This window comes from Amphritea sp. 1_MG-2023 (assembly GCF_030547545.1).
GTDB lineage: Bacteria > Pseudomonadota > Gammaproteobacteria > Pseudomonadales > Balneatricaceae > Amphritea.
The window spans coordinates 56,210-70,253 of the sequence record NZ_JAUOQE010000016.1 but is presented as its reverse complement, the minus strand read 5'-3'; the positions used below and the strand labels follow the sequence as shown (position 1 = coordinate 70,253).

Here is a 14,044-nt window from a genome sequence, read left to right as displayed (position 1 = left end):
TATTAGATTAAAAACCAGATATACCGTGCTAATAAGGGCCAAGCTATGCACACATTCAAGCCACAAAACGTCCCCGAAGCTTCAGCGTTACCGACGTCCCTGACAACATCATCGCTGTTAGAGATTTGCTTCGCGAATATCAGCCTTGCAGAGGCACTCGATAGCGTTCGTCGGATCGTACTGGGAGAGGTACAAAACGACCTATTTTTCGTTAACGCGCACTGCCTCAACACCAGCTTTGATGATCCGCGTTATCACCAGGCACTGCAGAGTGCCCGGCTGATATTTCCCGATGGGAGTGGGATTCGCAAAGGCTGCGATCTCAATAATGACACACTCGTGGAGAACCTCAATGGTACCGATCTGTTTCCACACCTCTGTCGTTTATTCGCCGACACACAACAACCGATCTTTCTGCTGGGAGCATCACCCGGCACAGTAGAGCGCGTCGCTGAATGGGCGCAACGTCATGCGCCGGGGCTTATCGTCGCCGGCAGCCAACATGGCTTCTTTGACCCTAAAGAGACTCCCGCCGTGATTGACAAGATTAATCGTAGTGGTGCCCGCGTCCTCTTTGTCGCCATGGGGGTACCACGTCAAGAGCTCTGGATTGCCGAGCACCGGGATCAATTAAACAGCGTGCTCAACATTGCGGTCGGTGGTTTATTTGATTTTTATGGCGGTAATATTCCGCGAGCGCCTGCATGGATTCGGTCCCGCGGTTTGGAATGGGTTTGGCGTTTGTTACAGGAGCCAAAGCGTATGTGGCGACGCTATGTGATTGGTAATCCATTATTTATATTGCGTCTGTTAAAGGCCAAACGTGCACAGCAGTTTTTAACATCATTCCCGCTGCTGTTGGCCAACCAACAACAGCGACTCAAGTGTCGGGCCGCCTGGCAACGATTCCGTTGGCGCTGGCAACACCGGGGGTCGTTCATAGCCAAACGCTTGATCGATCTGACGCTGGCGAGCAGCGCACTCCTGGTATTACTGCCCCTATTTCCATTGATCGCCATTGCGATCCGTCTGGATTCCCCTGGGCCGGTGTTTTTCAGTCAAACCCGAGCCGGTTACCGTAATCGTGCGTTCCGTTTATGGAAGTTTCGCTCGATGCATGCCGATGCAGAAGCTCGACGAGCCGAGCTGGAAGCGTTAAACGAGATGCAAGGCGGAGTACTGTTCAAAATAAAAGACGATCCTCGTATCACCCGCGTTGGCCGCATTTTACGCAAGCTCTCGTTGGATGAGCTACCCCAACTTTGGAACGTGCTAAAAGGTGATATGTCTATCGTGGGACCTCGCCCAGCGCTGCATAGCGAGGTTGAAAAATACAGCAGTGAGCAACGCAAACGACTTGAAATCCGTCCTGGCCTCACCTCGGACTGGGTGATACAGGGGCGTTCGCTGATTCCATTCCAGCAGCAGGCGGAAATGGATATCAACTATGCTCACAAACGCAGCCTATGGCGCGACCTGCGATTAATTATTAAAACCATACCGGCGTTGATCAGTGGTAAAGGCGCCAGCTGAAATCAGCACGAGAGCGTGGCTCTCCTGATTAACGTTATGTAACAGAATAGGACATTAACATGCACGCACTAGTCTTTGCAGACCGCGATGGCGCTGAACTAACACCGTTGAATGAGATACTCTGCCCGGCATTACTACCAGTCAGAGGAAAGCCCATACTGGAGCACTGTCTCGAACAGCTGCGCCAACAGGGAATTAGCGAAATATTCTTAGTAACGGGCGATCACACTAAGGCTATCCGTGATCATTTTGGCGATGGTTTACGTTGGAGTCTGAAGATACATTACCTAATGAGTAAACAGAGTGATTCACCTGAGAAGATTCGCGCCTATTTAGGCGACCGCTTACCCCTCCCTTATATTGGCGTGCGTGGTGACATTCTGCGCACCCATGCTCACTGGCTTGCTAACGCCGACGACCTGCAGCCTAAAACTCCAGGTGTGCTGGTCGTATCAGATGATGCCTGCGACCTCAGACCTCTCGCCTGGCCGATGCTAGGCGCAGCAGACCACCTAGCCACCCCGTCACGGCCAACCAACAGCGCTCATTTATTAAGGTCACTCGCCGAATATCATCAATGCGCGTTGCAAGCATTACAACAGGACGCTCAGCAGTTATCGACCGCCGGTGTTGCCGACAACGACAACCTACAAGCGGGTAAACAGTCAAAAATGCATCATCGCAGTCTTGCCTCTGGTGCTGCCAGCCTTGGCGACTACTCGACAGTCCACAGCGAAGCCCGTTTAGCTGGGCGGGTTGTTATCGGCAACCACTGCCTAATAGATCGGGGTGCCCGCCTTCATGACAGTATCATTCTCGACAATACCTATGTCGGCAGTGGACTAGAAATCAAGAATGCGATCGTCGCCAAAAACCACTTAATTCGGGTAGATCTCAACGCTGACTTCCATATTAACGATCCATTTCTATTAGCTGACAACCGTTTTCATCACCCTATAGGTAATATATCCAGTGTAATAGCTCGGCTATTGGCCTGCCTAGTACTGCTGCTCAGCACACCGCTTTGGCCATTAGCCGCTCTATTAGCTTGGATGCAGAACTCACAGCCGTTATTAACGACACAAACGCTCAGTGGCAACCGTGTCAATAACAGCCCAAACGGTTTGCGGCGACGCACCTTTCGTGCTTATCGGTGGCACACTCCGATAGCTGCTTTGAATGCATTACCCTTGTTGTTGTGCATTATCCGTGGTGATATTAATTGGTTCGGCCGCGCCTTGCCGACTTATCCACAGCACCCACCAACGAACCGACATCAGACAGAAGGCGATGCACATGACGATGTATCGAAGGCCATAGAAGAAAGGGATACTTCCCCCTGGATCAGCCGTCATCAGGCGCTTCCCATCGGATTGTGGAGTCCGGCGGAGCTTTACTCAAACACCAGGACAGACCCTGTTGAACGTCAACTCTTAGAGATTGAACTGTTATCGAGTCCATCGTGGAAGCATTGGCTGCGCCGCTTGCGCTGTTTTTCTTGATTAGCGACCTAGTAAGCCGCGACGGTCAAAACACCGGTATTGTCACCTAGCGGCGTCAAGCCCCTGCCCCCTCATGCTCAGGTTACACAGCGGCGGCGATAAGCGACTCGATCAGAGGCCTTAGAATAAGGAACTGAGAATAAGGAACTGAGAATAAAAAAACATAGAGTAAAGACATTAGCATAGAGAACGTAGCATCTCGTCTTTGCATCAAGCCCTGCACAAGAAGCCCCTTGAAGAGACCCCTTGGCAGAAAGATCTCTGCCTGACGCGAGGCTTATAGGGCGGCTTCCCTTATTCTATATTCGATAAGGCTTCGTTAGGCCTCATCGCTTATCAGAGGCTTAGAAACATAACATTCTTAACCCTAACGCCGCTCTTGTTTTGGCACCGCGACACTTATCCCAAGTAACGTTTCAATGGAATCAAGCCATCATCACTTGCATGACGAATCTTTTCATTATTTAATTTATGTTATGATATAACATAAATTAAATTTCAATGGGACGTCATTACTGTGAATGCCATCGAACACATAGAAAGTCATGCTTATGAAACAGGTTATCTGGATGTCGATAATCATGCCATGGGGGATTCGCCTGAGGTGATGACTGCTATCTACCAAGAACAGATTAATCTCGTTGTCATGCAACGGTCACTGCCGACTGACATCACTGGTTATTGCCAAGCACTCGTCGAGTGTCAGCCACACTTTAATCTTCGCTCTGTTATCCACCATCAATCGCCCACCGAATCACTCATATCTTTACTACCGGATTTACCCGGACAGGCAGCCTTTGTTGAGGATTTGGCGCTGTTATTAGACATGTACAGCTGTTTGTTTGAATTAGATGAGGTGGGCTTGAGGTTGCAAGTGTTAGATCGTGCCATGTGTCCCCGTTTCCATGTGGATAAATTAGGCTGTCGTCTGGTGAGCACCTACCGAGGTCCGAGCACCGAATGGCTGCGCAATGGCGATCTCGATCGCACCAAACTCGGTGCCGGTAATCGGGGGTTAAGCGATGATGCGTCGGGCCTGTACTCTCATGCCGCGAGTATTCAGCAGCTAAACGCTGGGGATATTGTGCTGTTAAAAGGCGAAGGCTGGTATGGCAATGAAGGCTTGGGTGCCGTGCATCGATCGCCAGCCGTGGCGCCTCATGAAAAACGTGTTGTCGTGACGATGGATTTTGCCTAAACGCCACTATAGGGTGATAGGCGGATTATCGATGACCGGTTTGAAGTAAGCAGAGTCGGCATTGATGCCGAGTATTGAATACGAATAACTGCCGATGCTTATGATTTTCGACTTCCCCAATGGGCGGGGGTATTACCGCTCCAACGCTTAAAGGCGCGAATCTGCTTCAACTAAGGCTACTGAACATCACTGATGTTGTGGTAAGCGATCCAATAATGAACTGATTAGGGCGCGATGCTCGCCGTGTAAATGATAAGCGGCATAAGCGGTCATTTCGATGATCGGTGCATCGCTGACTTGATACAACTTTCCCTCGTCGAGCAAGGGGCTGGCAATCACTTGCGGCAGATAAGCAGCACCGCCAGAGCTCAGCATGAGATTAAGCGCGACTCGACCACTGTTGGCCCGCACCCGTGCCAATGGTCGCTGAGGAAAAGCGGCTTCGTGAAGGCCGGCAAAGGTCGTGCCCCATTCAACTCGGATATACCCCTCGGCAATCGCCTTATCTACCACAACATCGGCTTGAGTGGACACTAATAGCATCGGGACAGTCGCCACCTCTCGTACCCTAAAGCCTTTTAGGCTAGGTTGCTCATACATAAAGCCGATATCAATCAATCCCTGCTCTAATTTTTCGACCACGCGTAATGGCGTGCTTTCTTCTGCCCTTAAGCTAATATTTGGAATCGCGTTGTAGATATCGCTTAGCCAATCCTGCAAAAAGATATCCCAAAGGCTCGAGACACCCGCCACCACGAGTCGCTTTTTATGTCGATCACTTAACGCCGTATCTTCATACGCCCGCTCCCAAGCATTGAGAATAAAACGCGCATGTCTTTCAAACCCTTCGCCGGCAGGGGTTAGCGAGACTTCGTGATGCTTGCGGATAAACAGTGATAGACCTAATACCGCTTCTAACTGTTTAATCCGCGCACTGACCGTTGAAGATGAAACATACAGATTATCAGCGGCTCGGCCAAAATTACGGGTTTGAGCCACTTCAATGAAAGTTTGCAGAAGCACTAAATCCACATGAACGTCCTGTTTTTATGGTTATGATGGCCATTTAATATCGTTTCTCATGATATCAATACTCTCGTAAAATGTCTTCTTGATGCCTTGACGTCGAAGCTATTTCAACACACAAAACCACCCCGTATGAGTCAGCGAACCGTTATGTCCGAACAATCCACACATCATTCAATCACCATATTACGCCGTTGGATGCCTTTTCTGATTTGGGGACGTGAGGTCAATCGGCAATCGTTACTGGCTGATCTACTCGCAGGCCTTAGCGGTGCGATTGTGGTCTTACCGCAGGGGGTGGCTTACGCCATGATTGCCGGATTACCCCCTGAATTCGGTTTATATACAGCGATTATTGTGCCTATCATCACCGGTTTATTCGGTTCATCTCGACATATGGTTTCCGGCCCTGCGGCCGCTATCTCAATTGTGGTGCTGAGTGTGGTCAGTAGCATTGTGCCGCAAGGAACGGACGCATATATTCCTGCGGTTTTGACGCTAACGTTGTTAGCCGGCTTATTTCAATTCGGCTTTGGCTTAGCGCGTATGGGCACGTTGGTGAACTTTATTTCACATACCGTGGTAATTGGCTTCACCGCAGGCGCTGCGATGCTTATTGCATCCAGTCAATTTAAACAGATGCTTGGGCTTTCTGTCCCAGCAGGCATGCCCTTTTATGCGGATTGGTCGTATATGTTGACGCATTTACCATTCTTCAATGGTTACTCTCTGACGATCGCCCTAACCACTATCTTCAGTACACTGTTGATCAAAAAGCTCAGTCGCAAAATACCCGCAATGCTATTCGGTATGATGATGGGTAGCTTGGTCTGCTGGTTACTTCAAGGAGAAAGCCACGCAGTGCCCATGGTTGGCGCACTCTCGGGGCAGCTTCCGGCGTTCATTTTTCCCGATCTATCGGCCACTACACTCAGCGCCATCATCCCCGGAGCACTGGCGATCGCTATTTTAGGATTAGTGGAAGCCGTAGCGATCGCTCGTGCTATTGCGATCCAATCGGGGCAACGTATCGATGGCAACCAAGAATTTATCGGTCAAGGGCTTGCCAATGTCGTGGGTAGTTTTTTCTCATGTTTTATGAGTTCAGGCTCGTTCACTCGCAGCGGTGTGAATTATGATGCCGGCGCAAAAACACCGCTAGCCGTTATGTTTGCTGCATTAATGTTGGTGTTGGTTTTACTCTTTGCGCCTCAAATCACCGCCTTTTTACCGTTACCAGCGATGGCCGGAGCGATCATGCTGATCGCCTGGAACTTAATCAACATCCCGCATATCCGAGCGATTCTTCGCAGCAGTAAACAAGAAACGACTATCCTGTTGGTCACCTTTATCTCAACACTGATTGTGGCCTTAGAGTTTTCCATCTATCTGGGTGTTTTGCTATCACTGATCTTTTATTTAAAGCGTACCTCAACGCCAAGAATCATGGAGGTCGCGCCTAAATCGATTGATGCCGGAACCGATCTTCGCAGTGTACAACGCTTTCAATTACCCGAATGCCCGCAACATAAAATCATTCGGATTGATGGCTCTGTTTTCTTTGGTGCCGTTGATCATATTCAGAAAAACATGATCCGTTTTAGTGAACAGAATCAAGGCCAAAACCATATTATCATCAACTGTACAGGGATAAATTTTATTGACTATGCAGGGGCTGAAATGTTGATAAAAGAGGCGAGGAATTTACAGAGAAAAGGCTTTACGCTCAGTTTTTGTGCACTAAAAAATACAGTCAAAGATGAACTCGAAGATCTCAGGTTATTAGAGCATCTCGGTGAAGAGAACTTTTATGCCACCATCGATGATGCGTTAAATAACTTGGTTCCCCGTTTAAATCCCGATATCTGTCAGCAATGCAGTCAGAAAGTATTCAAGCAGTGCCCCTGATCTCTCCTCGATGAGCATCAGGAGTTTAACCGCCCCCCATTGCCGATGAGCATCGCTAGCATCGGCAAGAGGGGCCAGCTACAGGGGGCATTACAATACTATCAGCCGCTTAAGGCTTCCCGAACAACGTCAAAAACGTAGCCTGACTCAGTCCAAGGTCGGCACATAATCCGCTGCTTTCGGCAACGTTTGAATAATATTTTGCGTGTACATAAACTCAGCATAGTCATCATAACGCTGTAGATCGATAGCGGACGGACGCAATGCAAAGCGGTTAAGTGTATCGTTCCAAGCTCGCTTGTTGAGTTCATTGTTCAGGGTGTCAGGCGCATAGGCGACAAACTCTTCCCACGCGGCTTGCGGGTGATTGGTAATATAAATGGTCGCCTGCTCGATGGCCTTATTAAAACCACGGAGGGCTGCTTTATCATAGGTATCGGCGTTCGCCACAAAGATCAATTCGTCATACACCGGCACGCCGTGCTCTTCAGGAAAAAACGCTTTCGCCGTAAAACCTTCGAGGGCTAATTGATTGGTTTCAAAATTGCGTAACCCTCCCCAAATCGCATCAACCTTGCCCGACGCCAATGACGCTGATAACGCCCAACCGACATTGATAATATCCACATCGTCATACTTCACACCGACGGTATCGAGCATGGTGCCGATACTGGCTTCTTCGGTGCCGGCAATCGCGATACCAATTTTCTTGTCCTTCAGGTCTGCTAGATCATTAATCTTATCGTTATCTAACACCATCAGCATATTCAACGGTGTCGCAATCAACGTTGCCGAACGTATCAATGGTAACCCCGCCGCGACATCAATCGTCAAATTAGGCTGATAGCTAATCGCTAAATCAATTTTGTTAGCCGCAACCAGCTTAGGCGGCATATTAGGATCAGCAGGCTCTTGAATCTCGACCTCAAGACCTTGATCGGCAAAATAACCTCGCTGCTGAGCAATAACGATAGGACCGTGATTCGGGTTTACAAACCAATCCAACATTAGACTAAGGTGTTTCGTTTCTGCCTGAGTTGTCGCCGACAGCAGCGTTGCCGTCAGCGTCAGTGCCGTCAAAAGAATACGCTTTTTCATAAAATTTCCTTTCATATTAGGATTGTTCGCAATACATCGAAGCGATGCATTAATAACGACCTAGGGATTACATTTCCCAGGGAATCATTTTTTTCAGAAGCCAGTCGGCGACAAAATAAAGCGTGATCGACAGCACGGATAAGATAAACAGAGCGGCAAACATTTCGTCTATCATCATGCGTGCATTCGCTTGTAACATGAGATATCCCAAGCCCGCGCTGGACCCCACCCACTCACCGGCGACCGCACCGATGGGCGCGATAACCACCGCCACCCGCACTCCCGAAGCCAGTGCGGGTAATGCCGCCGGAAGTTGAATATGACGTAACATTTGCCTCTTTGACGCGCCCATGGTTTTAGCAAGATCGAGATACCCCACCGGCGTACTGCGTAAGCCGTCATAGCAACAGGTCGTAATAGGAAAGAAGATGATTAACGCGGCCATGACTATTTTTGATGCGATACCGTAACCTAACCACAACATCAATACCGGTGCGATGGCGAATACAGGGATCGCTTGACTGGCGATCAGCAGCGGTAAGAGCCAGCGTTTAACCGGCTTGAATAGCAGCATTTGCAGGGCAAATAACAACCCCAGCGAGACCCCGAAGAGTAAACCCAGCATAATTTCCTGTGCGGTAACCCAACTGTGTTTTAATAGAATAGAATGCCGTTCGATCAAACGATCAAAAACATCCACTGGGCTAGGCAAGATAAAGGCGGGCATCTCAAAAAAAACCACAATCGCTTGCCAGACCGCCAACATAACGGCGCTGCTAATGCATATACGCATCAATGGATGCGAGAGACCTGCTTGACGCTTGAGCCTAAGCGAGGTTGAAACCATCTTCACCACATCACTCATAATCTAGCGCCAGTCGCGTCATAATCGTTTGCTGCAACCCTGCACATTCGGCATCGATTGCACGCGGCACCTGTGACAGAGGCAGCAGCAATGATTCTGCTGAAGCGGGTCGGCCTTGCATAATGTAGAGCCTACTGGCTAAACGAATCGCTTCCTGAGGATCGTGAGTAATCAACACCACTGTTTTAGCTTGCAACAATTCAAACGCTAGATTTTGCAACCGATAACGGCTCACGGCGTCTAGCGCAGAGAACGGCTCATCCATTAAGACAACGGGTTTATCTTGCATCAGGGTTCTCGCCAACGCCACACGCTGACGCATCCCCCCCGATAACTGCTGTGGTAAATAGTCTGCTTTATCCGCCAAGCCCACTTGATGTAATAACTCGCGCGCTTGCGCTAACTGAGAGTCCCTTATCGCGGTTGATCGCGGTGCACGACTCAATTTAGTGCTCAACATCACATTATCGAGCACCGATAACCAAGGCATCAACAGATCTTGTTGTGCCATATAGGCAATATGATGCTGCAAATCACAGTGAGGCTCTGTGGTTAGCTCACCTGACCAATCAACTTTATCGTGCAAGAGGTTGGCGAGATAACGCAGTAGCGAACTCTTACCGCAACCGCTGCGCCCTAAAATACAGGTCCATGCACCGGCCGGCACCTCAATATTGAGCCCTGTTAACGTCGCTGCTTGACTATCGTGGTAGCGCAGATAGCCGTCTGAAATAGCGATACGGATCGCGCTACTCTGTGACACCGGCGCGGCGGGGTTAGCCGACATCACGGTGACCACTAAAGAAGTGATTGACCGGCCCATGGCCCCGACCGATGTCTAATTCATCGGCATGCGCAATCGCCTGAGATATATACTGTTTCGCTAATGTCACCGCCGATAAGAGCGCATGACCCTGAGCTAAATAAGACGCGATGGCCGACGATAGCGTGCAACCCGTGCCATGGGTATTGCGCGTATCGATCCGTTTCGCCGTTAAACGCTCAACCTGATCCGACAAAATCAACAGATCATTGCTGTTTTCATCTTCATCTAAGTGACCACCTTTGAGCAGTACCGCCTTAGCCCCTAATTGACGCAGCTCCGTGATCATGGCAGTCATAGCCTCTTCACTGTAGGGGATATCACCGCCAATCAGCGCCGCCCCTTCGGGTAAGTTGGGGGTGATAATATCGGCCAAGGGTAGCAGTTCAGATTTAAGCGTACTGATCGCAGCGGCCTGTAATAAGAGATCTCCACTGGTGGCTACCATTACCGGATCGATCACTAAGAAGGCGGGACGATATTGTTTTATTTTAGCCGCCACGATCTTGATAATGTCGCTATCGGCCAGCATACCGACTTTAACCGCAACAATATTGAGGTCACTAAAAACGGCATCCAGTTGCTTCTCAACATGCTCAAGGGGGATTGGAAAAATAGCCGACACACCTAAGGTGTTTTGCGCGGTAATCGCGGTAATCACTGAACACGCATAACTACCGGTGGCCGAGATCGCTTTAATATCCGCCTGAATACCCGCACCGCCACCGCTATCGGAGCCCGCAATCGTGAGTACAATAGGGGTAGATGAACTTTGAATGGACGGCATTGCCGAAGTGTTTGACATAAAAGCTCCTAACACTGATCGTTAGGAACCTTATCAAGCTGAAGATTTCAGAAGGGAGAGAAATCAGGTTATGCGCAGCCAGATGGATAGTTCCCTACGTCAGCGTTAACTGAATCAGGTTCAACGGGTCTCGAAACATGCAATCTCAGCCTAAATGGCCCCCCGACTATAGGGGTGAATAGTAACAAGTTTGCTTGAAAGCGCAATATAACAATGATATTTGTCTGCTGATGTTTTTGTTTAATCCTATCGAATACTGTAAGGCATTATTTTAAATAGATAAAAATAAAAGTTACTCTTTTTATTTGCAGTTTCATCGGACTAGATAATCAAAAAACATTTTAATTATATTAATATAAGAGAACTCATTATCGCCTGGTTCAGGCTAAGGAAGGTGCGAATAAGTCCGTTATATTCTCTGCGGACATTAGAATGGCCAGATACGCGAAAGCCAGAGGCGTAATTGACTTATTCGCACCTTCCCTAATGAAAGACTCTTCGAGAACAAACAATTACCCTAAAACCGCCTCATTTACAGATAATAAACAGATATTATGCGCGTCAGATGAGCGCGTTTCGCTATTCTAACAACGCCAACCCCGCCTTATTTGATCGACGATAGTGTTATCGTCTCAGCCGAGACCGGCGACCGCAGCCGCCGATCACGATCAGACCTTATAGCGTCCGTTTGCGGCCATTTACGATGAGCAACTGTAATGTGATAAGCCGCCAATCTCACTGAACTCTGACGGTTTTAACCGATAGTATTTTTCCTCTATGGCTGAGGATTGCTCGGCGTAGGGTTGTGTCATTATCGTTTGCAGCTCTCGTACAAGCGTATAGTCTCCGGCGGCGGCTTGCTGATACGCCGGTACCACAAACCACTCTCGTAAACTGAACTTTGGATTGACGCGTTTCATCTGCTGAGAAAGCGCTTCATTAGATCGACCCGCCTCCGCATTGGCCGTGTCGATCAATGCTCTCCATTGCATCAGCCACGCTGACCAGCGTTGTTCCATCCCTTCAGGGTTTACCGCATAGGATGAGCCCTTGTAGAAGCTTTTTTGCAGCGGCGCCATATCTTCAGGGATGCCCGATAGTTCACGGAAAAAGATCGTGTAATCAACGGGCGTATGTACCATCAACCTTGCCAGCTCTCGGAATAATTCCTCATGATAACTAGCCAGCCCCAGTTTAGCCGCCCACATCGCTTCCATCTGTGTTTGCATCTCGGCGGCAAACCCGCTTCGCACCTCATCGAGCTGTCGCAATGCCTCAGCATCGGCGTTCATTAGGGTTCGTAATGCGGTCCAAAACATATGGAAATTGCGTTCCGCGGCAACGGGCTGATTCAGAAACGCGAAGTGATAACCACCGCCGGTCCACGGCTGAAACTGTGGATCAAATGCATCACAGAACCCAAATGGCCCATAATCGAGGGTAAAGCCACCCGCGGCACAATTATCACTATTGAAATTACCCTGACAGTAGCCAACCCGAATCCAATGGGCCACCAGCGAGGTCAGACGATGACGAAACTCACGCGCTAACAACACGACTTTCTCGGCGAGCGTTAGTTTTTTATCGATAACGTCCGCGTACTCTCGATCAATCAGGTGTAGCACCAACATTTCGAGTTCTTGCAGCGCCAGCGGATGTGCATTGTTACGTGCGCGTCGGGCAAACAGTTCGAGTTGACCCACTCGAATAAACGAAGGCGCGACACGCGTCGAAATAGCTACCGCCTCCGCGATCATAATATCGGGATCTTTCTTCTGTGAGCCCTGCGAATACCATGGCCGCTGGACTCGCTCGGTTTTAGAGGCATATAAACTCAGCGAGCGTGAGGTGGGCACACCTAGGGCATGCATATGCTCTTGTGCTAAAAACTCGCGAACACTGGAGCGCAGCACCGCACGACCATCAGCGCCACGACAATACGGTGTTCGACCGCCCCCCTTTAACTGCATTTCCCAACGCTGACCGTTGATAACAGCTTCAAGTACAGACACGGCACGCCCATCACCATAACCGTTACCCGTTTGAAACGGACACTGCTGCGTGTATTCGGTACCGAAAATAGACAAGGCATAACCACATGCCCAGCCAACCTGACGCATGGGCGCCGGCGCATGAGAGAGATTACCCGAGAACATCGCCATGAAATCAGGCGCTTGCGCCATGCTGTCAGCAAGCCCTAACTCTCGAAAAAAGCCATAACTATGTGTCACGTATTCGGGCGCTTCAATGGGCGTCGGCGTAACCGGCACATAATGTCCCGTAAAGACTTGTCGTGGCGAGTGGTTGGCCCCATTGGCTTGCGCATCGGGATCAACGTGAAGCGTGTCCATGAGTGAGTAATTGGTTAACGCGGCGAGATCTTCTAACGTCTCAACGGTCGGTTGATCGGATTGATCGTTTTCGGGCAATCGATTTATCAATGGGGTACCTCATGATAGAGAAAGTCAGCGGCTAATCGCTATTGCACCATCATTACATTCTGACAATCAAGGGAACAACCTATTTATTCAGTCAAGCGCCTTGCTCATGCACACGGCGACGCTCAATCGGCGTATGCTGCAATAACGTGATACGTAACAATATATCACCACGGAATATCGCTTCCAGCAACCTAAATAGGCGCGGCATCGCCGTAATCGATCCTAAGATAGCGAGCGATAAACGCGCTTTAAGTTATAAACTAGGGCGCTTATATACAGCAAAAGTTCAGTTAATGACGCGCCGATTTGGCATCTAAGCCGATTAACTTATCCACAGACAAAACACCCGGCCCTCGTGCAACAATCACCAATAAAGAGATCGCCCACCAAGATGCAGGGTTGATCCAATGATCCCAAGTTGGAAACACCGCCAGTTGAATGAACATCGTCATACCGATTAGCCCTAAGGCAGCAAAACGCGAAAATAAACCGATAATCAATAATAGGGGTAACAATACTTCTGCAACACCAGCAAACACCGCCAACCACTCAATCATTTTCACTACCAATGAGCCTTCAACATAATCGAGTGTTTCCGGATTACATAACTGCAACGCGCCTGGCCTTACCGGATCAGGGCAGAAAAATTCATATTTAAACAGATCATATTTATCGACATTAAAGCTTAGAAAACCGTCCCACTTGCTGAGCCCTGAGTCGAGAAAGACTTTAGCCACCATAAAACGCATGAAAAACAAGGCAAACGGCTCGATAAAGCGAGACAACTGCAAACCAATTTGCACATATAGTGCGCGAAACTTCTCCACCATCTTCATGTTAATGTC

The 14,044-nt window shown here is 49.1% G+C and carries 11 protein-coding genes and 1 riboswitch; of the genes, 4 read left to right on the top strand and 7 right to left on the bottom strand.

Annotated features, from left to right (window positions below):
• Nucleotides 1-45: 45 nt before the first annotated feature.
• The 3 genes from Q4488_RS10295 (at nucleotide 46) to Q4488_RS10285 (ending at nucleotide 4,233) form a co-directional block, all read left to right on the top strand.
• Complete coding sequence (locus Q4488_RS10295) at nucleotides 46-1,533, top strand: WecB/TagA/CpsF family glycosyltransferase (protein WP_303580382.1); 1,488 nt, start codon at nucleotides 46-48, stop codon at nucleotides 1,531-1,533.
• 59 nt (nucleotides 1,534-1,592) lie between these two features.
• Nucleotides 1,593-3,035: an NDP-sugar synthase gene (locus tag Q4488_RS10290; RefSeq protein WP_303580381.1), complete on the top strand. Its 1,443-nt coding sequence runs from the start codon at nucleotides 1,593-1,595 to the stop codon at nucleotides 3,033-3,035.
• A gap of 517 nt (nucleotides 3,036-3,552) precedes the next feature.
• The gene (locus Q4488_RS10285) at nucleotides 3,553-4,233 is read left to right on the top strand and encodes a DUF1826 domain-containing protein (protein ID WP_303580380.1); all 681 of its coding nucleotides are present in this window, start codon (nucleotides 3,553-3,555) and stop codon (nucleotides 4,231-4,233) included.
• A 186-nt stretch (nucleotides 4,234-4,419) separates the two neighbouring features.
• Here Q4488_RS10285 and Q4488_RS10280 read toward each other — a convergent pair whose 3' ends face one another.
• Complete coding sequence (locus Q4488_RS10280; RefSeq protein WP_303580379.1) at nucleotides 4,420-5,265, bottom strand: LysR family transcriptional regulator; 846 nt, start codon at nucleotides 5,263-5,265, stop codon at nucleotides 4,420-4,422.
• 144 nt (nucleotides 5,266-5,409) lie between these two features.
• Here Q4488_RS10280 and Q4488_RS10275 point away from each other — a divergent pair, with 144 nt between their 5' ends.
• Nucleotides 5,410-7,167 carry a SulP family inorganic anion transporter gene (locus Q4488_RS10275; RefSeq protein ID WP_303580378.1) on the top strand — a complete coding sequence of 586 codons (1,758 nt, stop codon included), beginning with the start codon at nucleotides 5,410-5,412 and terminating at the stop codon, nucleotides 7,165-7,167.
• Nucleotides 7,168-7,314: 147 nt separating this feature from the next.
• Here the strand turns inward: Q4488_RS10275 and Q4488_RS10270 are convergent, their stop codons facing one another.
• The 6 genes from Q4488_RS10270 to Q4488_RS10245 all read right to left on the bottom strand — a co-directional run bounded on the left by Q4488_RS10270 (nucleotide 7,315) and on the right by Q4488_RS10245 (nucleotide 14,035).
• Nucleotides 7,315-8,265, bottom strand: a complete 951-nt coding sequence (locus Q4488_RS10270; protein WP_303580377.1) for an ABC transporter substrate-binding protein — start codon at nucleotides 8,263-8,265, stop codon at nucleotides 7,315-7,317.
• A 67-nt stretch (nucleotides 8,266-8,332) separates the two neighbouring features.
• Nucleotides 8,333-9,130 (bottom strand): ABC transporter permease, encoded by a 798-nt coding sequence (locus Q4488_RS10265; RefSeq protein ID WP_303580376.1) that lies wholly within the window; start codon nucleotides 9,128-9,130, stop codon nucleotides 8,333-8,335.
• Complete coding sequence (locus tag Q4488_RS10260; protein ID WP_303580375.1) at nucleotides 9,123-9,953, bottom strand: ABC transporter ATP-binding protein; 831 nt, start codon at nucleotides 9,951-9,953, stop codon at nucleotides 9,123-9,125. Before Q4488_RS10260 ends, Q4488_RS10265 begins: the two co-directional genes overlap by 8 nt.
• Nucleotides 9,907-10,758 carry a bifunctional hydroxymethylpyrimidine kinase/phosphomethylpyrimidine kinase gene (gene thiD, locus Q4488_RS10255; RefSeq protein WP_303580374.1) on the bottom strand — a complete coding sequence of 284 codons (852 nt, stop codon included), beginning with the start codon at nucleotides 10,756-10,758 and terminating at the stop codon, nucleotides 9,907-9,909. Before thiD ends, Q4488_RS10260 begins: the two co-directional genes overlap by 47 nt.
• A 74-nt stretch (nucleotides 10,759-10,832) precedes the next feature.
• A riboswitch (TPP riboswitch) is annotated at nucleotides 10,833-10,933 on the bottom strand.
• Nucleotides 10,934-11,456: 523 nt separating this feature from the next.
• The gene (locus tag Q4488_RS10250) at nucleotides 11,457-13,199 is read right to left on the bottom strand and encodes a YdiU family protein (protein ID WP_303580373.1); all 1,743 of its coding nucleotides are present in this window, start codon (nucleotides 13,197-13,199) and stop codon (nucleotides 11,457-11,459) included.
• 290 nt (nucleotides 13,200-13,489) lie between these two features.
• Complete coding sequence (locus Q4488_RS10245; RefSeq protein WP_303580372.1) at nucleotides 13,490-14,035, bottom strand: DoxX family protein; 546 nt, start codon at nucleotides 14,033-14,035, stop codon at nucleotides 13,490-13,492.
• Between the last annotated feature and the right edge of the window lie 9 nt (nucleotides 14,036-14,044).

Bases quoted from the DNA above. Each gene is read 5' to 3' on its own strand.
- Q4488_RS10295 (WP_303580382.1), top strand. From the start codon at position 46: ATGCACACATTCAAGCCACAAAACGTCCCCGAAGCTTCAGCGTTACCG.
- Q4488_RS10290 (WP_303580381.1), top strand. From the start codon at position 1,593: ATGCACGCACTAGTCTTTGCAGACCGCGATGGCGCTGAACTAACACCG.
- Q4488_RS10275 (WP_303580378.1), top strand. From the start codon at position 5,410: ATGTCCGAACAATCCACACATCATTCAATCACCATATTACGCCGTTGG.
- Q4488_RS10270 (WP_303580377.1), bottom strand. From the start codon at position 8,265: ATGAAAAAGCGTATTCTTTTGACGGCACTGACGCTGACGGCAACGCTG.
- Q4488_RS10265 (WP_303580376.1), bottom strand. From the start codon at position 9,130: ATGAGTGATGTGGTGAAGATGGTTTCAACCTCGCTTAGGCTCAAGCGT.
- Q4488_RS10260 (WP_303580375.1), bottom strand. From the start codon at position 9,953: ATGGGCCGGTCAATCACTTCTTTAGTGGTCACCGTGATGTCGGCTAAC.
- thiD (WP_303580374.1), bottom strand. From the start codon at position 10,758: ATGTCAAACACTTCGGCAATGCCGTCCATTCAAAGTTCATCTACCCCT.
- Q4488_RS10245 (WP_303580372.1), bottom strand. From the start codon at position 14,035: ATGAAGATGGTGGAGAAGTTTCGCGCACTATATGTGCAAATTGGTTTG.